The 24,627-nt window shown below is 37.3% G+C and carries 10 protein-coding genes; 9 read left to right on the forward strand and 1 reads right to left on the reverse strand.

Annotated features, from left to right (window positions below):
• Positions 1-770 precede the first annotated feature (770 nt).
• The 3 genes from ACNQGX_RS14435 to ACNQGX_RS14445 all read left to right on the forward strand — a co-directional run bounded on the left by ACNQGX_RS14435 (position 771) and on the right by ACNQGX_RS14445 (position 16,989).
• On the forward strand, positions 771-6,509 hold the full coding sequence (locus tag ACNQGX_RS14435; protein WP_417977388.1) for a choice-of-anchor D domain-containing protein: 5,739 nt from the start codon (positions 771-773) through the stop codon (positions 6,507-6,509).
• A gap of 439 nt (positions 6,510-6,948) precedes the next feature.
• Entirely contained in the window at positions 6,949-16,605 is a 9,657-nt protein-coding gene (locus ACNQGX_RS14440; RefSeq protein WP_417977390.1) for a T9SS type A sorting domain-containing protein, read from the forward strand.
• A gap of 150 nt (positions 16,606-16,755) precedes the next feature.
• Positions 16,756-16,989 carry a hypothetical protein gene (locus ACNQGX_RS14445; RefSeq protein ID WP_417977392.1) on the forward strand — a complete coding sequence of 78 codons (234 nt, stop codon included), beginning with the start codon at positions 16,756-16,758 and terminating at the stop codon, positions 16,987-16,989.
• 86 nt (positions 16,990-17,075) lie between these two features.
• On the opposite strand, the gene ACNQGX_RS14450 is transcribed toward ACNQGX_RS14445, so the two are convergent.
• Positions 17,076-17,528 carry a DUF4442 domain-containing protein gene (locus ACNQGX_RS14450; RefSeq protein ID WP_417977394.1) on the reverse strand — a complete coding sequence of 151 codons (453 nt, stop codon included), beginning with the start codon at positions 17,526-17,528 and terminating at the stop codon, positions 17,076-17,078.
• Between the two features lie 152 nt (positions 17,529-17,680).
• Between ACNQGX_RS14450 and ACNQGX_RS14455 the strand changes: the two genes are divergently transcribed.
• From ACNQGX_RS14455 to ACNQGX_RS14480, 6 genes are all read left to right on the forward strand, one after another.
• Positions 17,681-18,136: a DUF4870 domain-containing protein gene (locus tag ACNQGX_RS14455; protein ID WP_417977396.1), complete on the forward strand. Its 456-nt coding sequence runs from the start codon at positions 17,681-17,683 to the stop codon at positions 18,134-18,136.
• 152 nt (positions 18,137-18,288) lie between these two features.
• Positions 18,289-18,621, forward strand: coding sequence for a PadR family transcriptional regulator (locus ACNQGX_RS14460; RefSeq protein ID WP_099713267.1), 333 nt, complete (start codon positions 18,289-18,291; stop codon positions 18,619-18,621).
• Between the two features lie 2 nt (positions 18,622-18,623).
• Complete coding sequence (locus tag ACNQGX_RS14465; protein ID WP_417977398.1) at positions 18,624-20,390, forward strand: PspC domain-containing protein; 1,767 nt, start codon at positions 18,624-18,626, stop codon at positions 20,388-20,390.
• Between the two features lie 4 nt (positions 20,391-20,394).
• Positions 20,395-21,135 carry a head GIN domain-containing protein gene (locus ACNQGX_RS14470; protein ID WP_417977400.1) on the forward strand — a complete coding sequence of 247 codons (741 nt, stop codon included), beginning with the start codon at positions 20,395-20,397 and terminating at the stop codon, positions 21,133-21,135.
• A gap of 177 nt (positions 21,136-21,312) precedes the next feature.
• A complete protein-coding gene (locus tag ACNQGX_RS14475; protein ID WP_417977401.1) occupies positions 21,313-23,583 on the forward strand; it encodes a M1 family metallopeptidase in 2,271 nt (756 codons plus the stop codon).
• 175 nt (positions 23,584-23,758) lie between these two features.
• Entirely contained in the window at positions 23,759-24,592 is an 834-nt protein-coding gene (locus tag ACNQGX_RS14480) for a GIN domain-containing protein (RefSeq protein WP_417977403.1), read from the forward strand.
• Positions 24,593-24,627 lie beyond the last annotated feature (35 nt).

Genomic DNA, 24,627 nt, shown 5'->3' on the forward strand with positions numbered 1-24,627 from the left:
TTCCTTAATCACCAAAATTTTTGCATGTGCCATAATTACTGTTATAATATAGTCCAAATTTACCATAAAAAAACCAATTATCAAAATTGGTCTATATTATATTTTCGTTTGGTATAACATTATTTTTTGCCAAAGATTTGAAGGGTTTTAATGAACTTCTTCAATACATCTGATTCATCTTTTCTTTAATCCGTGGAAATCCTTTAAATCTGTGGCAAAAATTTTACTGGTATTATTTACGGATAGTCCTAAAAAATTATTCATTGAAATCATGAATCCATAATTAATACCATTAGCGACTATCTTTTAGTCCAATATTTTTTTGTCACATCGAGCCCAGTCGAAATCCAATAATGGTTCTCGACTGCGCTACCAATGACGTTTTTTTTTACTATGTGGGGCTTCGACTGCGCTCAGCCTGACAGTTTGAATATCATTTTATTTTTTTTTATAAAAAAAATATGCCTCGAACTGACAATTGGACTAATTCTTTTTCAATAGTACTAATTCCTCAAAAATTAAAAAAAGAGCTATTATTTACCCGTAACTCTGATAATGAAAAACATTTTCAAAAAGCTATCATAATGAAATTTTTAATACTAATTAACCTACAATATAAAAAAAAACATGTATTTAATCGATTTTATTAGTGTTTAAACAGATGGATAACAATAATAAATTTAAATTTAATGTACGAAAAAAAATTGTCATTAAAACTTTAGAAGTAAAAAGATAAAAAACTGAACCTTAATTAAATACAGTAATTAGACATGGATAAAATTACTTTAATAAGCAAAAAATTAGTTTTTACAATTGTTCTCCTTTTCATAACTTTTTTTGGAATTTCACAAACAACTCAAACCTTTTCCACATCTGGAACATTTACTGTTCCTGCTGGGATAACCTCGATACAAGTTGAAGCTTGGGGAGGCGGAGGTGCTGGTGGTGGTGCAACAGGAAATCCATCTGCTGGTGGTGGTGGTGGTGGTGGCGGCTATGTTAAAAACACATCCCTTACAGTAATTCCAGGCACTACATATACCGTTACTGTTGGAACTGGCGGAGTAGGTTCAACAGGCACAGGTGGTGCAGGAAATTCATCTTGGTTCGGGTCAACGGCTACATTATTAGCTGTTGGCGGTAATGGTGGTAACGGTGCAAGTGGTAATCTTTCAACTGCTAGTGGTGCAACTGCATCCACAAGTGGCAATATTGGCTGGTCTTCTGGTTTTAATTATTATGGAGGAGCAGGTGGAACCGGTGGAACATTAGGAGTATCAAGTGGCGGTGGCGGCGGAAGCGCAGGAACAACGTCAAATGGAAATAGTGCTCTTATCATGCTTGGAGGTGCTGCAGTTACTGGAGGAGGAACAGGGGCAACAGGCTTAGATATCAGTAGCGACGGAAATTCAAGTACTGCTTTAGGCGGTGCTGGAGCTGGGGCCAGAGCAGGAACCGGTGCAGATAAATCAGGAGGAAATGGCTATAAAGGTCAAGTAATTATCTCATGGACCTGTCCTACTTATAGTTTAACGTCAACTCTATCAGCAACTCCAATCTGTCCAGGCAACACAGCCAGCACATCAATAACATCCTCAGCAGCAGGGCTACCAGTAGGAACTTATACTGTAACATACAACTTAACAGGAGCAAATACAGCAACAGCAAATACAGCAACTATGACTGTTACAAGTGCTGGTTCAGGAACTTTTACCACAAGCGCGTTATCAAATTCCGGTACAACTACTATAACAATTACAAATCTGGCAAGTGGTGGAACTACTCCTAATAATTGTAGTTCTAACATTGGTATAAATAATACTGCAAACGTAACCGTAAATGCCACTCCTACGATTACAGGCACGACTCCCGCTTCTAGAATTGGTTCTGGAACGGTCGATTTGGGAGCCACTGCTTCTGCTGGAACAATTTCTTGGTTTGCAGCATCAACTGGCGGAAGTGCTTTAGGAACAGGACCCAGTTTTACCACGCCATTTATTGCTACAACTACAACCTATTATGTTGAAGCGGTTAATGGACTATGTATTTCTGCAGCAAGAACAGCTATAGTAGCAACCGTAAATTTACCGGAAATAAATATTCTGGGAAACGCTGTTTCAATTATTGATGGTGACACAACCCCAAGCGTCACAGATTGGACAGACTTTGGATCAATGGAAACCAGTACGGGAATCATCACAAAAACATACACTATTCAAAATACGGGTACTTCCCCCTTATCCATAGGAGCCATAACTATTTCTGGAACTAACGCTGGCGATTTCACACTTACCACAAGTCCGAGTGCTTCAATTCCTGCGGGAGGCAGCACTACATTTTCTGTTAGCTTCGATCCTAATACCTTAGGTTTAAAAACTGCCGCAATTTCGATTGTAAACGATGATACTAATGAGAATCCTTATAATTTTTCCATTCAAGGCACGGGAATCCAAACCTTTTTTGATAGTGACGGGGATGGCGTTTATGACAATTTTGATATTGATGATGATAACGACGGCATTCTGGATGCCACCGAAGAAATAAATTGCAATAGTTCCAATGGACATAAAGTAGATTATAAGTTTTTAAATGAAACCTTTGGTACGGGAGGAAGAACTCCAAACTTTACTGCCGCCTATAACGCAACAACAACCTATTGTTATGAAGACGGAATTGCAGGCACTAACACGACAGCATGTCCTAGCCAATCAACCTGGATACTAGACGATGGGGAATACACGGTGGTTTCTAAGATAACGGGGACAGTAGCCAGCGACCCTGAAAATATTCATGGTGATTTAGCTTGGTACAATGGCGAAGATCATACCACAGGAGATACCAATGGAAGAATGGCCGTTTTTAACGCCAGTTTTACTCCCGGTATATTTTATGAAACGACAATAACAGGAATCCTGTCCAATTTGCCTGTAACGTATAGTTTTTGGGTATTAAACATCATGGCACAATCGACTTTCCCTTCTTCAATTTTACCAAATGTAACGGTAGAGTTTTATGATTTATCAAACAATCTTCTTACGACTTTCAACACAGGAGATATTGGCAGATGCTCCGGAAGCACAACAGACAATACCTGCAGTCAAGGAGTTTGGAAACAATTCACCACTAGTGTTAACTTAGGTAATGTGAATGCCTTTACCATCCGTTTCAAAAATAATGCTCCCGGTGGTGGTGGTAATGACCTTGCATTGGATGATATCCTAATTTCACAAACTTTATGTGATTTAGAAAATGATGGAGTTGCTGATATGTTTGATTTAGATGCCGATAATGACGGGATTGAAGATGTTATTGAAGCTGGCTTAGGAAACTTGAGTAATGCCAAAGGAAAAATAGATGTGGCTTGGGTAGATGGAAATGGAAACGGTCTTCATGACAGCAGCGAATCAGTGGCAGCTTTACCAGCATTAGACTCTGATGGTGATGGCATTCCTAATTATATTGATTTAGACAGTGATAACGACAGTCTTTTTGATGTGGATGAATCTGGAGCCGGAAATATCCATGGAGCAATTGGCTATATAAATGGCGACGGTGACATCAATGGTGATGGTGTTGGCGATGGTCCGGAATCAGAAACATTTAGAAGTAAAGACATTAATGGAGATGGAATAACGGAAGGTTTTGGCGATGGAATACTAAATATTTATGATTATGGTACTGGAGCAACATTCAATTCTCTATATGGAAATTTAGACCAAGGCATTGCAACTGGAAATCCTGCTACTACTTATTTAAAAGACACTGATGCCGACGGAATACCTGATTATTTAGATGTCATGTCCAATGGAAGTACATTTGATATTGCAAACACATTATTAATCTATGACTATAAAACGTTAGACACCAATAATAATGGAATTATTGATGGCACAACAGACATTGATAAAGATGGAATTTTAGATATTTTTGATACAAACACCGCTTATTTTGGTTCGCCAAGGGACATACGCACCAAACTATTTCTAGATTTTGACGGACGAAATGATTATGGACAAAGCACCGCAATTCTTGGCGGTTTAGCCAATGCATCGCTAATGGCATGGATTAATTTGAATCCTGCGTTTTCTACCGATGGAGTAATTATAGGTCAAAATAATTTTCAAATACGAATTACAGCTGCCAAGAAATTAGAAGCAGTTGTAAATGGTACAACTGTCATCTTCAATACCACATTAAATACATCTCAATGGTACAATGTTGGAGTAATCTATGACGGATCAAATATAAAATTATATTTAAATGGTGCTTTGGTGGCAACACAAGCTAAAACCGGAAGCATTTCAGCTGATGTTTCGCTGCTCACTTTAGGAAGAGATTCTGGTACGAGTACAAAATACTTTAAAGGAAAAATAGATGAAGTAAGAGTCTTTAATTCGGCTTTAACAGAATCTCAATTACAAAGAATGGTCTATCAGGAAATACAGGATACTGGCTCACAAGTTAGAGGTACAATCGTTCCTAAAAACGTTGTCACATCACCCGTTTCTTTGCCCTTTACCAATTTATTACGTTATTACAGAATGGACACCTATAAAGATGATATCATTGATGACCTGACAACTCCGGTAATAGATCTTACCGGGGCAAAAATATACAACCATAAAAATATTCATGTTCAGCAAGCTCCTATGCCTTTTTTAACAGAACGAAATGGAAGTTTTGCAACAGCGGTAAACAGTCCTACAAAAGAAATTAGAGGAGAAGATATCATGGAACAAGACTGGTCGATAGTACATGTAAAACACGACATTACGGAAACGGCCAATAATATTGATTTGGGAATGTTGGTAGATTCAGGAAAAAACATTGTGATGAATAATGATACCAAAATACAAAATGACTGGTACTTAAAATTAGATGGAAAAATAGATTTGGTAGGGATGTCACAGTTAGTGCAAACTGCTGAGAGTGATTTGGATGTTTCAAGCACCGGATGGATAGAAAGAGACCAACAAGGACAATCGAACAAGTACAATTATAACTATTGGAGTTCTCCGGTAAGCCCTATCAATTCTTTAAGCAACAATAATGACTATAGCGTAAATGAAGTATTTAAAGATGGAACAAATGTGGCTGTACCTACGGCGATCAATTGGGTTGGAGGTTATGATGGAGCTGCGGGTTCACCAATTAGTTTAGCACGCTATTGGCTTTATAAATTTGATGATTATGTTAATGACTATGCCAATTGGGTTCAAATAACAGAGAATGATTTATTGCGTGTAGGTCAAGGATTCACATTGAAAGGAAGTGGAAGTATTTTAGCAACTCAAAATTATACCTTTATTGGAAAACCAAATAATGGATCGATAGCAACAAATACTGTTGGTGATGACCAATTATTGTTAACCGGAAACCCATATCCATCCGCATTAGATGCCGATGCTTTTATAACCGATAATATAAATTCTTTAGAAACATTTTCAAGTCCGTCAATAGATGGTACTCTCTATTTTTGGGAACATTATGCCAGTAACAATACCCACATTTTACGGGATTATCAAGGTGGATATGCCGTTAGAAATTTAACCGGTGGATTAGCCCCATCGGCTTCAGGTATTGATTTCATTAGCCAATCAGGAACTCCGTCAAGAGGTATTCCAAACCGATATATTCCTGTGGGGCAAGGCTTTTTTGTAAACGGGAAAATTGGTTCAGGTGGCACGGTTGTCTTTAAAAATAGCCAAAGAGGTTTTCATAAAGAAAATGACGCTTTGAATTCTAATGTGATGTATAAAACTACAACCAATAAAGACAAAACGTGGAGTAACAATAATAATGACCCTGTGATAAAAGACACTTATAAAAGAATTCGATTGGGATTTAATTCCCATAACGATTATCACAGACAGGTATTATTAGGATTTATGAATGAAAAAGCAACCAGCGAAATGGACTACGGTTATGATGGTTTAAATATTGATGACTTTCCGAATGATATGTATTTTTTGAATGGAGAAAATCAACTGGTAATTGAAGGTGAAGGTTTTTTTGATGCAGATGCCTCCTACCCTATTGGTGTAAAAACAGATGCTGCGGGAAAAGTCAAATTCCTAATCGATGCTTTAGAAAATTTTGATGCAAATCAACCTATTTTTCTATACGATGATGACACCAAAATGTACTATAATATCCGAAATGAAGCTTTTGAAATCAATCTTACTGAAGGCGAACATAATTCCCGTTTTTCATTACGATTCAAAGACAAAACACTAAATCTTAATGAGGAAACCAGTATTGATAATGAAATAAAAATAGCCCATTCACAAAGCAAAAACACAATAATAATCAACAATAAAGCAATAGATACAACTGTTCAGGAAGTGACTTTATTCAATAGTATTGGACAATTGATCAATACTTGGAAGATTGAAAGTCAAGGGCAATACGACATACAACTTCCCATCAAAAAAATAAGTTCAGGAGTTTATATTGTAAAACTCAAAACTTCCAAAGGAGATCTCAGTAAAAAAATAATTATCAAATAACTTGAGAGTCAATACACTTAAAAAAGAAAAAACTGTCTGAAAAGACAGTTTTTTTTATATCTAAATTGGTCCTAAAAAAAGAAAAAAGAAAACCTTTGACCTTAAATTTCTTAAAACGAGTAGTTTGTCGGGAGATAAAATCCTTTTATCGAAAAAAAGATTTTTTTTAACAAAACACCATTATAAATCATTAATTTTAAGCTTATTAAGCCTAAAAAATAAAAAAACAACACATATAAATCCGAATAAAATCATTCTTGTTGTCATTTTTGAGTATTAATTCTGAAAGAAGATATAGAAAATAACAGCAACATGATTAATTTTTTCATTGCGAATAATACCACTACAATAAACTTTATTTTACTTCTAAAAACGCCATAGATTACGCTATGGATTTTTTATAAAAATATTAATTATTTGATTCTAAAGTGTGACTATTATGAAAAAAAATTACTTCTTTATAATTCTATTGTTTCTAACTTCACTATATACTTTTGGGCAACCTTGTCCCGTAGCAACTGCAACACCTACCACAGAAACAATTTGTTCTGGCGGAAACAGCAATATAGTATTAACCAGTAATGAAACAGGAACAATCTTTACATGGACTGTAGTTCAAACCGATGTATCTGGTGCCAGTGATGGTAGTAGTGACACTATCGTACAAACATTAACAGCAACAAGTACCACACCAGGGACAGCCGTTTATACTATTACACCGACTGCTAATGGTTGTGATGGAGCAATAATAACAATAACTGTAACGGTACAAAGTAGCGTAACTTCTGGAACGATTGGAACAGCGCAAACCATATGTAATGGAAGTACTCCAGCAACTCTCACTTCTACAACAGCGGGTACCGGTTCAGGAACTATTAGCTATGAATGGCAAACCAACGCGAGCGGAAGTTATGTTGATATAGGTACAGCAACTTCGGCGACCTATTCTCCGCCATCCTTGACAGCAACAACCAGTTACCAAAGAAGAACCGTTTCCACTCTGAATGGTGTGCCGTGTTATTCAGCATATACAACACCTATTACCATAACGGTACAAAGTTCTGTTACCGCCGGAGCCATTGGAACAGCGCAAACAATATGCAATGGCGCCACACCAGCAACACTCACTTCTACAGCCGGTACCGGTTCAGGAACTATTAGCTATGAATGGCAAACCAACGCGAGCGGAAGTTATGTGACAATAGGCGGAGCAACTGCAGACACCTATTCTCCACCTTCGTTGACAGCCACAACCAGTTACCAAAGAAGAACCGTTTCTACTCTGAATGGTGTGCCGTGTTATTCAGCATACACAACACCTATTACCATAACGGTACAAAGTAGCGTAACTTCTGGAACGATTGGAACAGCGCAAACCATATGTAATGGAAGTACTCCAGCAACTCTCACTTCTACAACAGCGGGTACCGGTTCAGGAACTATTAGCTATGAATGGCAAACCAACGCGAGCGGAAGCTATGTTGATATAGGTACAGCAACTTCGGCGACCTATTCTCTGCCATCCTTGACAGCAACAACCAGTTACCAAAGAAGAACTGTTTCCACTCTGAATGGTGTTCCATGTTATTCAGCATATACAACACCTATTACCATAACGGTACAAAGTACTGTTACCGCCGGAGCCATTGGAACAGCGCAAACAATATGCAATGGCGCCACACCAGCAACACTCACTTCTACAGCCGGCACCGGTTCAGGAACTATTAGCTATGAATGGCAAACCAACGCGAGCGGAAGTTATGTGACAATAGGCGGAGCAACTGCAGACACCTATTCTCCACCTTCGTTTACAGCCACAACCAGTTACCAAAGAAGAACCGTTTCTACTCTGAATGGTGTGCCGTGTTATTCAGCATACACAACACCTATTACCATAACGGTACAAAGTAGCGTAACTTCTGGAACGATTGGAACAGCGCAAACCATATGTAATGGAAGTACTCCAGCAACTCTCACTTCTACAACAGCGGGTACCGGTTCAGGAACTATTAGCTATGAATGGCAAACCAACGCGAGCGGAAGTTATGTTGATATAGGTACAGCAACTTCGGCGACCTATTCTCCGCCATCCTTGACAGCAACAACCAGTTACCAAAGAAGAACCGTTTCCACTCTGAATGGTGTGCCGTGTTATTCAGCATACACAACACCTATTACCATAACGGTACAAAGTGCAGTAACTTCCGGAACGATTGGAACAGCGCAAACGATATGCAATGGCGTAACACCAGCAGCATTCACTTCTACAGCCGGTACCGGTTCAGGAACTATTAGCTATGAATGGCAAACCAACGCGAGCGGAAGTTATGTGACAATAGGCGGAGCAACTGCAGACATCTATTCTCCACCTTCGTTGACAGCCACAACCAGTTACCAAAGAAGAACCGTTTCCACTCAGAATGGTGTTCCATGTTATTCAGCATACACAACACCTATTACCATAACGGTACAAAGTACTGTTACCGCCGGAGCCATTGGAACAGCGCAAACAATATGCAATGGCGCCACACCAGCAACACTCACTTCTACAGCCGGTACCGGTTCAGGAACTATTAGCTATGAATGGCAAACCAACGCGAGCGGAAGCTATGTTGATATAGGTACAGCAACTTCGGCGACCTATTCTCCGCCATCCTTGACAGCAACAACCAGTTACCAAAGAAGAACCGTTTCCACTCTGAATGGTGTTCCATGTTATTCAGCATATACAACACCTATTACCATAACGGTACAAAGTGCAGTAACTTCCGGAACGATTGGAACAGCGCAAACGATATGCAATGGCGCCACACCAGCAACACTCACTTCTACAGCCGGTACCGGTTCAGGAACTATTAGCTATGAATGGCAAACCAACGCGAGCGGAAGTTATGTGACAATAGGCGGAGCAACTGCAGACACCTATTCTACACCTTCGTTGACAGCCACAACCAGTTACCAAAGAAGAACCGTTTCTACTCAGAATGGTGTTCCATGTTATTCAGCATACACAACACCTATTACCATAACGGTACAAAGTGCAGTAACTTCCGGAACGATTGGAACAGCGCAAACGATATGCAATGGCGTAACACCAGCAGCATTCACTTCTACAGCCGGTACCGGTTCAGGAACTATTAGCTATGAATGGCAAACCAACGCGAGCGGAAGTTATGTGACAATAGGTGGAGCAATTGCAAACACCTATTCTCCACCTTCGTTGACAGCCACAACCAGTTACCAAAGAAGAACCGTTTCCATTCTAAATAGCGTTCCATGTTATTCAGCATATACAACACCTATTACCATAACGGTACAAAGTACCGTAACCGCCGGAGTGATTGGAACAGCGCAAACGATATGCAATGGAGCTACGCCCGCAGCACTCACTTCTACAACAGCGGGTACCGGTTCGGGAACTATTAGCTATCAATGGCAAACCAACGCGAGCGGAAGTTATGTTGATATAGGTACAGCAACTTCGGCGACCTATTCTCCGCCATCCTTGACAGCAACAACCAGTTACCAAAGAAGAACCGTTTCCACTCTGAATGGTGTTCCATGTTATTCAGCATATACAACAGCTATTACCATAACGGTACAAAGTACTGTTACCGCCGGAGCCATTGGAACAGCGCAAACAATATGCAATGGCGCTACACCAGCAACACTCACTTCTACAACAGCGGGTACCGGTTCGGGAACTATTAGCTATCAATGGCAAACCAACGCGAGCGGAAGTTATGTGACAATAGGCGGAGCAACTGCAGACACCTATTCTCCACCTTCGTTGACAGCCACAACCAGTTACCAAAGAAGAACCGTTTCCACTCTGAATAGCGTTCCATGTTATTCAGCATACACAACACCTATTACTATAACGGTACAAAGTGCAGTAACTTCTGGAGCGATTGGAACAGCGCAAACGATATGCAATGGCGCCACACCAGCAGCACTCACTTCTACAACAGCGGGTACCGGTTCGGGAACTATTAGCTATCAATGGCAAACCAACGCGAGCGGAAGTTATGTTGATATAGGTACAGCAACTTCGGCGACCTATTCTCCGCCATCCTTGACAGCAACAACCAGTTACCAAAGAAGAACCGTTTCCACTCAGAATGGTGTTCCATGTTATTCAGCATATACAACAGCTATTACCATAACGGTACAAAGTACTGTTACCGCCGGAGCCATTGGAACAGCGCAAACAATATGCAATGGCGCTACACCAGCAACACTCACTTCTACAACAGCGGGTACCGGTTCGGGAACTATTAGCTATCAATGGCAAACCAACGCGAGCGGAAGTTATGTGACAATAGGCGGAGCAACTGCAGACACCTATTCTCCACCTTCGTTGACAGCCACAACCAGTTACCAAAGAAGAACCGTTTCCATTCTGAATAGCGTTCCATGTTATTCAGCATACACAACACCTATTACTATAACGGTACAAAGTGCAGTAACTTCTGGAGCGATTGGAACAGCACAAACGATATGCAATGGCGCCACACCAGCAGCACTCACTTCTACAACAGCGGGTACCGGTTCGGGAACTATTAGCTATCAATGGCAAACCAACGCGAGCGGAAGTTATGTTGATATAGGTACAGCAACTTCGGCGACCTATTCTCCAGGACCGTTGACAGCTACAACCAGTTACCAAAGAAGAACCGTTTCCACTCAGGATGGCGTTCCATGTTATTCAGCCTATACAACACCTATTACCATAACGGTACAAAGTACCGTAACCGCCGGAGTGATTGGAACAGCGCAAACGATATGCACTGGCGCTACACCAGCAGCACTCACTTCTACAACAGCGGGTACCGGTTCGGGAACTATTAGCTATCAATGGCAAACCAACGCGAGCGGAAGTTATGTGACAATAGGCGGAGCAACTTCAGCGACCTATTCTCCACCGTCATTGACAGCTACAACCAGTTACCAAAGAAGAACTGTTTCCACTCAGAATGGCCTTCCATGTTATTCAGCATATACAACACCTATTACCATAATTGTAAATCCGACCGCTCAAGTTAATCAACCCACTTCACAAGTGGTTTGCAACGGAAGTCCAACAACGACTGTCAATTTTGGAACCACAAATTCTGGTGGGACAACGACTTATTCTTGGGCTAACAATACTACTTCAATTGGATTGGCTGCTTCTGGAATGGGAAATATCGCTTCTTTTACGGCTATAAATACTGGTTCAACTCCTGTAACAGCAACAATTATTGTGACCCCAACTTTCAATAATGGAAGTGTGAATTGTACTGGACCAACAAAAACATTTACCATAACAGTGAATCCAAAACCAATAGTAACTTTAACTAATGTAACGGCACAATGTTCAACTACATTAACAGCACCAACGGCAACTGATAATTGTGGAGTGACAGTAACCGGAACAACAGGAGATCCATTAATTTATAATACCCAAGGGACATATGTTGTTACTTGGTCTTTTGCTTTTGGTACTGTAATAACTAGCACCCAAAATATAATTATCGATGACACAATAGCACCAGTCCCAAACACGGCAAACTTACCAGATGTTAACAAAGCAGGATGTGAGTTAACCACTTTACCAGCGCCAACAGCAACTGACACTTGCAAAGGAACAATTACTGGCACAACAACAACTCCATTCCCAATTACAACGGAAGGAACTACAGTCGTAACTTGGACCTACAATGATGGTAACGGAAACACAACGACTCAAACACAAAATGTAATACTAACAGCACCATCAATTTCTGGAGGATCTTTGTCAGGCTATATTAGTGACTTAGTTCCGACACCTGCTGCTACTGACAATATAGCCATAACTTCTTGTCCAAATGATTCAAACCCAATAACAATAAATTTATCAGGTGAAACAGGTACAATTGTTCGTTGGGAAAAATTCGAAGCTGGAGGTACTACATGGAGTGCTATTGCAAATACTGCTGACACCCACACCTATAATACTATCTTTAATTTTAGCAACACTAAATCCACTTTATTTAGAGCGCTAATTCAAGTAGGGAACTGTACTCAATATTCAAATATGGTAAATGTACATGCCATCCCTCCAGATGTACCACCAATTTTAGATCAAAATTTATTCAATATCTGTCTTGGTGCTCCAGTTACTTTGATAGCTCGTAGCGGATATACTTCTACAGTAAACGTAGGAAATGGTGGAGATTTTAATACGGGGCAATTTCCTGCTAAGTGGGATCCTACCCAATGGAAAATTGATGGAGAAGTAGCAGGAACGGCATGGACAGCCGCGGCAAATAACACAAAAGTCAATAATTGGACTGGAACCAATGATGCTAAAAATGTAGGTACATCCTATATAATAAAATATGATAATGGTGCAACGGGGAAGAAATTTGGAATGGCTCATGGTAATTATAATAGTGCGGCTTATATTTCTAAGTATGGTGTAGGACCAACAACTTTAGAAACTCCTATATTTAGTTTGGAAGGTTTAGCAGAAGCATCTATCTGTTTCGACCAAGCGTATAACCTACATGCGGGAGATTATGCCAAGTTGGAGTTGTCATTAGATGGCGGAACAACTTATGACATTCCCTTACAAGAATTAATTGGAACAAACCCTCCATTAACTTGGGATTGGCAGAATCATTCTCCTTCAACTGCTAGTTATTATATGTTTGCAAACGATAACTCCTGTTTTGATTTATATGAATACATTAAAGAAATTCCTGCTGGTGGCCTTACTAATCTTAGAGTGAAGTGGACCTTTTTTGGAACAACTGATGAAAGTGTATGGGCAATTGATAATATTACAATTCCTGTTAAACCTTATAGTGATGAGTTAGAATGGACCGATGGAATTGGAGAACCTGGGGAGTATATTATAAAAGGTAAATTAGAGGTTGCCTATACTTTTATCCCTTCGGCACCAGGTGTGCACCAATATGGAGCAACATCATTAATTAACGGATGTAGAGCATATGACCCAGCTGGAACGGCAATAGCTACTGTAAAAGTAAATTATGCCTATGCGGGTGAAGCGGTTGGATATACTAATGCAGAGTGTGGAGAAAGAACCGTTAATCTTAATGCGTACGACAATACTAAAACAGCTGATCAAAATAACGATGACGGAGCATATCCAACATTAGTTCGTAATGATTTTAGTGACGATCCAGGCACAGGAGCGACAGGAAAATGGACTGTTTTTAACACCACAAATACATGTGGAACTTATAGTTTTTCTAACGATGTTAGCCCAACCTCATCCTTTTCTGGTGATGCAGGTATCTACACTTTGAGATGGACACTGGTTGGCACAGGCTGTTTTAGTGATGTTCAAGTAACATTAACCAGTTGCGATGTTATTGATTTTGACGGCGTTGATGATTATGTAGCTTTCAAAAATAATTATGGATTAGGTAGTGCATTTAGTATAGAAGTATGGGTAAAACCGGATCCACAACCAGTAAACCCATTAAGTACCATCCAAACCATTCTATCTAAACGAAATGCAAACAGTCTTGTTGATGGTTATGACTTAAGACTTGTTGGAAGTACACTAACCTTTAATTGGAATAATGGAAGTAAAATAACTTCGCCCTTCCCATTAACTACCAGTAGATGGTATCATGTTGCTGTCACCTATAGTGGTGGAATCTATATATTGTATATAGACGGAATTGAAGTTATTCGTTCTGCTGGTTCTGCACCAACAATTAATAGTTTTGAGTGCATTGCGGGAGCCATGGATCAAACTGGAAACCCTCCAAACAAACCTGTAAATCATTTTTCAGGATGGATGGATGAATTAAGAATTTGGGATGTAGGTTTAAGCCCTGACCATGTACGACAAATGATGAATCAACAAATCATTAATAATGGTGCTGCTGTTAGAGGAGAAATAATACCTATTGATATCAATGGACCGGATGCTAATAAAGACGGAACCGATGATCAACCCTTAAATTGGGCAAATTTAAAAGGCTATTACCGCATGAATCTAATTGACTGTGGTTATCTTAAACCTTTTGGAGGAAAAGGTGTTGATGGCAAATTAAGAAATATTACGAGTTCCCAAGAAGAAACTGCTCCTTTACCTTATGTTTCAATAAGAGATGGTAATTGGACCGATAGAGGCACTGGTACAACTCCATGGAAATATAGTGATTCCGTTTGGGATTATCCAAATAGTATTGGTTATAATGGAACTCTAATCGATTGGAATATTGTACAAACGGCACACAACATCAGTTCGGGAAATAAAGACATTACCGTATTAGGATTGATTTCAACTGCTGGCAGATTAACAGTTGCAGATCCTACGCCGACCATTCCAATTGAAAAAAATGACGGTCAAGGGGTATGGATTACTCATTATTTAAAATTGAATGGTACTATTGATCTGGTAGGAGAATCACAATTGGTACAAAAGAGATATGGCACCTATAATCCAACTGACCAATTATTTATGACTACACAATTCAGCGAAAGTATTTTTGACGCAACCAGCTTAGGATATATTGAGCGTGACCAACAAGGCAAACAAAACAGTTTCAATTACAATTATTGGTCATCACCCGTAAGTACTATACAAGGGCTCATTAATAATACTCCACACACAGTTTCAGGTATTTTAAGGGATGGAACAAATTCTGCTGTTCCGAAAACTATAACATTTGGTGACGGTGCCTATTTTGCCGACGGCTCTCTTTCAAGCCCTATAAACATAAGTAACCGTTGGATATGGTCCTACAATTCACCAACACTAGATTCTAATACAGATTGGGATGATTATTTCCAATGGAACTATATTGCTAATGCAGGACTTTTAAAAACAGGAGAAGGATTTACAATGAAGGGTACAGGTGGAACAGCAGCAATCGATGCTTTACAAAATCATGTTTTTATTGGCAAACCTAATTCTGGAGATATTACACTAAGCTTGCCTCCTGACCAAACCTATTTAGTTGGGAATCCCTATCCATCCGCACTCGATGCCAATGAATTTATTTTAGATAATTTAGCAGGTAGAAATGCGGAGGGCAAAAATGTTTTTAATGGAGCACTCTATTTTTGGGATCATTTTGGTCTGTCAAACAATCATATATTAGCTGAATATGAAGGCGGTTATGCGACCTATACTTTAACAGGAGGTGTAGCAGGTATTGCAGACAGTCCTTTAACTGGAACTGGAACTGGATCAAAAGTACCAGGACGTTTCATACCCGTAGGACAAGGATTTTTTGTGGATGCCGCATTAGACCCAACCCTATCTGGGACAACATCAACCGTTGATGGTGGTTATATTAATTTTAAAAATAGTCAACGGGTATTTGTGAGAGAAACTTCGGCGAGTTCCATTTTCATGAAAACTGCGGGAACTAAAAGCACAAAAACACAAGAAACAACGGATACAAGATCAAAAATCAGACTTGGTTTTGACTCTTCTGTTGGTGCGCACCGACAACTATTAGTTGGAGCAGACAGCAATACAACCCTTCTTTTTGACATTGGCTATGATGCACCCATGTTCGACATGAATGATAATGATATGTATTGGGAATTGAGTAACAGTCAGTTTGTGATTCAGGCAATTCCAGATTTTAATGTGGGCCAAATAATCCCTTTAGGGCTTACTATCGCAAATGAAGGTAAAGCGACTATCAAAATTGATGCATTAGAAAACATCCCTGAGGCTACCAAAATTTATCTGTACGATAACATTACAGGCATTTATCATGATATACGAAATAGTGATTTTACAATTTCGTTAGCCATTGGTGAATACAAAAACCGTTTCTCCATACAATTTACAGATAAAACACTTGATGTTGAAGAGAATAATTTGAATGATGGACTTTTAGTTTTGTACTCCAATAACTATAAGGTTTTAATTATCCAAAACAAGATTCCTGACGCAACTGTGAACGAAGTTCATCTCTTCAATTTATTAGGGCAAGCTGTTGCAAATTGGGATGTGAAAAATGAAAATCAAACCAGGATTCAGATTCCAGTCAAAAATTTAAGTTCAGGAGTATACCTAGTAAAACTAAAAACTTCAAAAGGAGATTACGGCAGAAAAATAATTATCAAATAAAATGGATGTTTCCAATAATAGAATCCGATTCAATTAAGTAAATATTGATCTAAATTTTAATAATTGATTTAAATTATTATTTATATTTGAATTGAAATTTTGGATTTACATCCAAAACAAAAAATAAAACCAATTTTAACCTTACAAAATATGAAAAAGATAATAACATGTATAGCAATCGCATTTCTGACTGTAAATCTTAGTGCGCAAGAAAGTAAAACTGCTACAAAAGAAAAAGCAAAAAAAGAATCTTGTTGTGCTAAAAAAGATTCCAAATCAAAAGCAATGAGTGCTGAAGAAATAGAAAAATGCCAAGCAAAATGCAAGGCCGAAGGAAAAAAGTGTGATGTCTCAACGGCAAAAGCAAGTGGAAAAAAATGCTAATCTAAAAAATATAAATTTTAATTTCCTATAAAAAACGCCTCTAAATCTAGAGGCGTTTTTCTATTTTTATAAATAACAAAGTGTTTTTATTTAACTCTTACACTCCATTCAAAATCCATTTCGGATACTTGAATTCCTTTTTCATCCGTTCCAATAGACTTCATCCAGAAGGTTTGTCCTTCACCGGTAGCAATTGTTTTTTCAATTGCTTCTTCAATCAAATGACCATCCTTACAAGTAAAAGTGATTCTACCAGTTGCTTTTTTAGTAAAATTTCCTTTGTTGTTAGCGACAAGCATTGATATTTTTCTCCCGCTTTTCTGAATTTGGAACATTACTAAAGCTCCTGTAGAAAGCTCAGCAGCCATTGCTTGCACCGCAAAATACATGGAATTAAACGGGTTTTGATTAATCCAACGGTGTTTTACTGATACCACACATTTGTTTTCATCAATCTCTTTTACACGTACACCACAGATAAATGCTGACGGTAATTTAAATAAGAGAAATTTATTAAGTTTTGACGCTGTAAGTTTCATTATTGCTAGGTTTTTTGCTAAAATACAAAAAAATAGTATGCGTACATATTAAATTAATTTGTTAATTTTATGTTAATATTTGGTACTATGCGAAACAAGATACTGTCTTTTAGACATATATTTGCATAAGAAATTACTATATACTTTTAATCATGGAAACAACAACCGAAAAAAACACCGCTACATTTACTCATTTGAGTGCATTAACTCAATATTTTATTCCTTTTGGAAATTATATTTTTCCAATAATACTTTGGACCTCAAAAAAGGAAAGTTCAGAATTTGTGGATCACCACGGAAAACAAGTACTTAATTTTCAGTTAAGTTTATTATTGTATTCTTTAGTGCTTGTCCTAATTGCAGTTCCAACATTTTTAATTACACTGTTTAGAAATGTTCCTTTAGAAGCTATAGTAAATGATCACGATTTTGTTTTTAGAAATTTTAACTTTGAAGGAAACATTGGAATGTTAACAGTAGGTTTAGTTGCTGTTTTAATTTTTGGCCTTTTAAAAGTGGCTGAATTCTTTTTAATCATTTATGCTTCAATCAAGACATCAAATGGAGAAAAATACAAATATCCAATAACGATTCCTTTTATTAAGTAGGAAAAATAAAATGGATTAAAAGAAAATAGACGTAATAAATAAAGTGAACCAAATAGCAATGAGAGATTGCTTCGATCCTCGCAATGACAAATCATCAATCATCAATCAGAAAATGAACCGTTTAATCAACACAAAATCAAAACAAAGAAATTATGAACATTGAAAACACAAAAGCCCAGATGCGTAAAGGTGTTCTCGAGTTTTGCATCTTATCAGTATTAAAAGAAAAAGATGCATACACATCGGAAATATTGGACACATTAAAAAACGCAAAATTATTAGTCGTGGAGGGAACTATTTACCCGCTGCTAACCCGATTGAAAAATGATGGATTGCTCAACTACCGTTGGGAAGAATCCACATCAGGACCACCAAGAAAATATTACGGTCTAACCGAAATAGGACAAACATTTTTAAAAGAACTTAGTGGCACCTGGACTGAATTATCCGATGCCGTAAACCTTATAACCAACCAAAAACAATAGTCATGAACAAAACTGTAAATATAAATCTAGGCGGAATGTTCTTTCATATAGATGAAGATGCATACCAAAAATTAACTCGCTATTTTGATGCCATAAAACGTTCTTTATCTAATTCATCAGGACATGATGAGATTATAAAAGATATCGAAATGCGTGTTTCAGAATTATTGAATGAGAAACAAATAAGCGACAAACATGTTGTGGGTTTAAAAGATGTAGATGAGGTTATTGCCGTAATGGGGCAACCGGAAGATTACATTATTGAAGATGAGTTGAAAGGTTCTCAAAGCTTTAGTGACAGTTCAAACAGAAGAACAAAAAAGTTATACCGTGATAAAGAAAAAGGTATGATTGGTGGTGTATCTGCAGGATTAGGTCATTATTTTGGAATTGATGCCGTATGGATCAGAATCGTTCTAATACTATTAGTTTTTGCTGGATTTGGGACTGGAATTTTAGCGTATATCATTCTTTGGATTGTTACTCCTGAAGCCGTTACCACATCAGAAAAACTGGAAATGACTGGAGAACCGGTAAACATTTCGAATATCGAAAAAAAAGTGCGTGAAGAGTTTGAAAGCGTTTCTGGGAAATTAAAAAATGTTGATTATGACAAATATGGCAATCAAATAAAAACTGGTGCTGGGAAAATAGGAAGCTCTTTTGGTGATTTTATCATGACAGTTTTCAAGATTTTCGCAAAGTTTTTGGGTGTGATTTTAATCATAACCGGAATTGCAACATTAGTTTCTTTACTAATTGCTGTTTTCACTTTAGGTTCCTCAGATTTTATTAATGTGCCATGGCAAAGTTTTATTGAAGCTGGAAATTTCACGGATTATCCAATATGGTCTTTTGGACTGTTAATGTTCTTTGCTGTTGGAATTCCGTTCTTTTTCTTGACACTTTTAGGTTTCAAATTATTGTCACCAACCATGAAATCAATTGGAAACATTGCTAAATACACATTATTGGCACTTTGGATTATTGCTATAGCGATACTAATTTCGATTGGAATAAAACAAGCGTCAGAAGTGGCTTACGAAGGAAAAACGGTTCAGAAAGAAACGATTAATGTATTGCCAAATGACACTTTGTTTGTAAAATTCAGATACAATGAATATTACACTAAAGACATTCATGACAGAGAAAGCTTCAAGTTTGTTCAGGATTCAGCCAATACCCAATTGATTTATTCCAATAATGTAAGATTAGAAATTTTACGTACCGATGAAAAATTACCTTTCATTCAAATTGAGAAAATCGCAAGAGGTAAATCATTTCAAGATGCAAAACAAAGAGCCGAAAAAATAAAATACGCTATCAAAATTGAAGGAAATCAGCTGATTCTAGACAATTATTTATTGACAGAAGTAGCTAATAAATTCCGTGATCAGGAAGTGGAAATATTTTTATACTTACCAGAAGGAATTCTATTGAAACCAGATTCTTCCATACAAAATTACGACAGATCTGATGATTCATTTTTTAACTTACACTACAGTTCAGACAATTACATTTACAAAGTAGAAAATTCTCAAATAAAATGTTTAAATTGTCCCGCTGATGAAAATGAATATGATGATGTTGATGTTGATGTAAATGAGAATGGCGATAATGTTGAAGTAAACATTACTGGAAAAGTAACGGAAAATGACAGTATTACAACCACTACTGTAAAAGTAAACGGTGAAACGGTAACAGTAAATGAAGCTGGAACCAAAAAAGGCTTATCCAAAAATAAAGACGGTGTAATCATTAAAAATTAAAGCTATGTTAAAAATCATCACATTAATTACAAAATTCATTCTGGTTGCGTTAACTGCCTTACTATTCGCATCGTGTAACCATTCCATTAATTTACGATCAATTGAAGGAAGCGGGAATGTCACCACCGAAAGAAGAAATGTAGAAGGTGATTTCAAAAGCATAGAAGTAAGCAATGCCATCGATCTTGTCATTGAACAATCAGACGTAACTGAAATAGTAGTTGAGGCTGATGATAATTTGCAAAAACACATCTTTACCAAAGTTGAAAATGGCACTCTCGTTATTTCTTGCGATAAAAATTCTTTTATCAATACGAAATCAAAAAAAGTAACCGTAAAAATGCCTGTTATTGATCAATTAGAAGCCAATAGCAGTGCATCGATCACAAGCACAAATACTATAAAAGGAGAAAACATCACACTAAATGCTTCTAGTGCAGGAACTATTAACCTGAGTATAGAATCAGATGATATTACTTGTGATTCAAGTAGCGGAAGCAGCATCACCATTAATGGAATGGGATTAAAAATGAAAGCAAATGCATCAAGTGGAAGCGGAATTGACGCCAAAAACTTATTAGCAAATGAAGTTAATGCCGAAGCTTCCAGTGGAGCGACTATCAGTATTCACCCTATTGTGAGTTTGGATGCCGAAGCATCTAGCGGAGGAAGCATAAGCTACAATAAAGTTCCAAAATCAATTCGAAAAGAAACCAATTCTGGAGGAAGTATTCATCAAGAATAACAAATCTTTCTTAGTCTAAAAAAGCATCCACCAATCATGGATGTTTTTTTTGACCTTCTTTTATCAAAAATCAAATAATTAACCATCTATTTATTATAATAAATGACTGTCTAAAAAATCACGATAGTCCAAACAATTAATCACTTTTACAAATCATCAATCAAAATCAATCAAATTATGAAAAACAATTTCTTTAAGGCTACACCCTATTTAGCTTTATTTTTTGGAGTTACAACTCTTCAGGCGCAAGAAGCTAAAACAGTAGCCCCTGTAAACAATAAGGCAATATCAAAGTATAATTATCATGATACTTTTGGCCCTAATTTTTATACTAAAAACGGTACAGATTCCCACTCAGCAAGCGGACAGCCCGGAGCAAAATACTGGCAAAACAGAGCCGATTATCAATTGACCGCAATCTTGAATGAGAAAAACAATGAGGTTATTGGTTCTGAAATTTTGACTTACACGAACAATAGCCCCGATAAAATTTCTTTTTTATGGATGAACGTGGATCAGAATTTATTTAAAAACAATTCCCGTGGAGAAACTGTTATTCCAATAACTGGAAGTCGTAACGGAGATAAAGGACAAATTTTTGACGGTGGTCATAAAATAAAATCGATCAAAATAGTTTCTGGAAAAAATGGAAAGACTGTCGAAACGGAAGCCAAATTTGAAATAATCGATACGCGAATGCAAATTTTTCTTCCTCAGGATTTGAATCCAAATGGAGGAAGTATCAAACTTAAAATTGACTTTTCATTTATTTCGCCAGACTTCGGATCAGACAGAATGGGCGTTTTAGAAACTAAAAACGGCAAAGTATTTACCATGGCGCAATGGTACCCGAGAATGTGTGTTTATGACGATGTCAAAGGCTGGAATACCTTACCTTATTTAGGCGCTGGAGAGTTTTATCTGGAATTTGGTGACTTTGATGTAACCATAACAGCTCCCGCAAATCATATCGTAGTTAGCTCCGGTGAATTAATGAATCCTTCTGAAGTATACACGACTGAACAACAAAAACGTTGGGCAACAGCTTCCCAAAGCGACAAAACAATTGCAATTCGTTCTGCAGAAGAAGTGACAAATACTGCTTCAAGACCTTCAGGAAAAGCTACTTTGAACTGGCATTTTAAAATAAAAAATGCTCGTGATGTTTCCTGGGCATCTTCGGCTGCATTTATTATTGATGCAGCAAAAATCAATTTGCCAAGCGGTAAAAAATCGTTGGCCATTTCAGCATATCCTGTTGAAAGTTCTGGTCAAGATGCTTGGAGCCGTGCTACAGAATATACAAAATCATCTGTTGAAAATTATTCCAAAAGATGGTTCGAATATCCTTATCCAGCAGCAACCAATGTAGCAGGAAACGAAGGCGGAATGGAATATCCTGCGATTGTTTTTTGTGATTGGCAATCAAAAGACAGAGAGTTATGGAGAGTTACGGACCATGAATTTGGACATGGATGGTTTCCAATGATTGTAGGCTCTAACGAACGTTTATTTGCTTGGATGGACGAAGGATTAAATACCTTTATCAACTCACTGAGTGCTGAGGATTTTAACAAAGGAGAATACAAATCGAAACCAAAAGACATGCAAAGAATGTCTAAAAGATTAACCAATCCGGAATTAGAACCTATTATGACTGCTCCTGACGGGATGAAAGAATCAAACTTAGGGTTACTGGCTTATGAAAAACCGTCTTCAGGATTAATTATGTTGCGTGAACAAGTGTTAGGCAAGGAACGATTTGACAAGGCTTTTAGAGTTTATACAGAACGTTGGGCATTTAAACATCCAACACCAGATGATTTTTTCAGAACTATAGAAAATGTTTCCGGAGAAGATTTAAATTGGTTTTGGAGAGCTTGGTTTGTAAACAATTGGAGTTTAGACCAAGGTATTTCTAAGATTAAGTATTTGAAAAATGACCCAAAATTGGGAGCTCTTATTTATATCGAAAATTTGGAAAAAATGGCTATGCCTGTAGTATTAGAAATTAAAACCAAAAGTGGCGCAACTAACCGTGTGCAACTTCCGGTAGAAATCTGGCAACGCAACATGAATTGGGTATTTAAAAATGCTTCAACGGAAGAAATTGCCACCATCACCATAGATCCAGATCACGCTTTACCTGATGTAAATCCAAAAAACAATGTGTGGAGTTCAGACAAGAGTGAGTTGGAAAAAGCAGTTATTTTAGATAGTTATCTTGGTAGTTTTTCAAGCAAACAAATTCCGGTAGAAATTATTTTAACAGAAGATAATGGCAATCTTACCGCAAATGCAACAGGTCAACCGACACTTACTTTTGACTCAATCGGTAAGGACAAATTTGGTTTTGAACAAGCAGGAATTGAAATTCATTTTAACGAAACTAAAAATGAATTTCAATTTAAAGTAAATGGTCAAGAATTCTTGTTTACAAAGGCATAGAGAAAATGCCTCAAGAAGAAATTTAATCGATTTCTGAACCTTTCCTAAATTGTTTTAAATGAATCCGTTAAGAAAGAAGTTATCCATAAATAAAATCATTTTACTAAAATCAAAAAATCATCCATCACAAGTGGATGATTTTTTTATATTTGTGTAGACTCTAATCCAAATGACTATGAAAAAATATACTGCTATACTCCTGCTCCTTTTATCAACCACATTGACATTTGCTCAGAAAAAGGAAAAAATAAAAGGCTCAAAAACAGTAACTGTGGAACAAAGGGAAGTTGGAAATTTCGAGTCGCTTACAGTTGAAGATAATCTCGAAGTATACTTGGAAAGAGGTGAAAGAACAGAACTTAAAATTGAAGCCGATGAAAATTTACACGATATTATTTCACTGGATTTAAGAGACAATATGCTTCGTATTTATACCACTAAACAAGCTACAAATTACAAAAAACTGATTGTGAGAGTAACGTATACCAATGATTTAAATCTGGTTACTTCAAAAAATGAAACGGCTGTAAATGCAATTCAGGAAATTTTATTGAATGATTTTACACTGAAAGTACACGATGCATCCAAACTGTTTTTGAATGTGAATGCCAAAAACTTCGTATTACAGTCAGATGATAAATCAAAAACAGAACTCAATTTAAAATCAGAAAACACTACCATCGAATTAAGTAAAAATGCATCTCTAAAAGCTTTAGTTACCACTACTGATTTGAAAGTGGATATGTACCAAAAAGCAGATGCAACTATCGAAGGAGATGCAACAAATGCCATCATTAGAATGGATAATAACTCGAGCTTAACAGGAAATAAGTTAACTATAAAAAATGTTGATGTAACCACGGAAAGTTATTCCAATTGTAGTATAAATGCAATGACAACAGTTATTATAGACGCCGCTAATAAATCAGAAATCCAACTTGTGGGTGCTCCAAAAATTGAAATCAGAAAATTTGCCGATGAAGCAAAATTGATAAAAAAGTTGAAATAGAAAATCCTCTTCCTCCCCCAACCCATCCGAAGGAG

The sequence above is a fragment of the Flavobacterium glycogeni genome, assembly GCF_048286775.1.
Classification (GTDB): Bacteria; Bacteroidota; Bacteroidia; order Flavobacteriales; family Flavobacteriaceae; genus Flavobacterium.

Bases quoted from the DNA above. Each gene is read 5' to 3' on its own strand.
- ACNQGX_RS14435 (WP_417977388.1), top strand. From the start codon at position 771: ATGGATAAAATTACTTTAATAAGCAAAAAATTAGTTTTTACAATTGTT.
- ACNQGX_RS14440 (WP_417977390.1), top strand. From the start codon at position 6,949: ATGAAAAAAAATTACTTCTTTATAATTCTATTGTTTCTAACTTCACTA.
- ACNQGX_RS14445 (WP_417977392.1), top strand. From the start codon at position 16,756: ATGAAAAAGATAATAACATGTATAGCAATCGCATTTCTGACTGTAAAT.
- ACNQGX_RS14450 (WP_417977394.1), bottom strand. From the start codon at position 17,528: ATGAAACTTACAGCGTCAAAACTTAATAAATTTCTCTTATTTAAATTA.
- ACNQGX_RS14455 (WP_417977396.1), top strand. From the start codon at position 17,681: ATGGAAACAACAACCGAAAAAAACACCGCTACATTTACTCATTTGAGT.
- ACNQGX_RS14460 (WP_099713267.1), top strand. From the start codon at position 18,289: ATGAACATTGAAAACACAAAAGCCCAGATGCGTAAAGGTGTTCTCGAG.
- ACNQGX_RS14465 (WP_417977398.1), top strand. From the start codon at position 18,624: ATGAACAAAACTGTAAATATAAATCTAGGCGGAATGTTCTTTCATATA.
- ACNQGX_RS14470 (WP_417977400.1), top strand. From the start codon at position 20,395: ATGTTAAAAATCATCACATTAATTACAAAATTCATTCTGGTTGCGTTA.
- ACNQGX_RS14475 (WP_417977401.1), top strand. From the start codon at position 21,313: ATGAAAAACAATTTCTTTAAGGCTACACCCTATTTAGCTTTATTTTTT.
- ACNQGX_RS14480 (WP_417977403.1), top strand. From the start codon at position 23,759: ATGAAAAAATATACTGCTATACTCCTGCTCCTTTTATCAACCACATTG.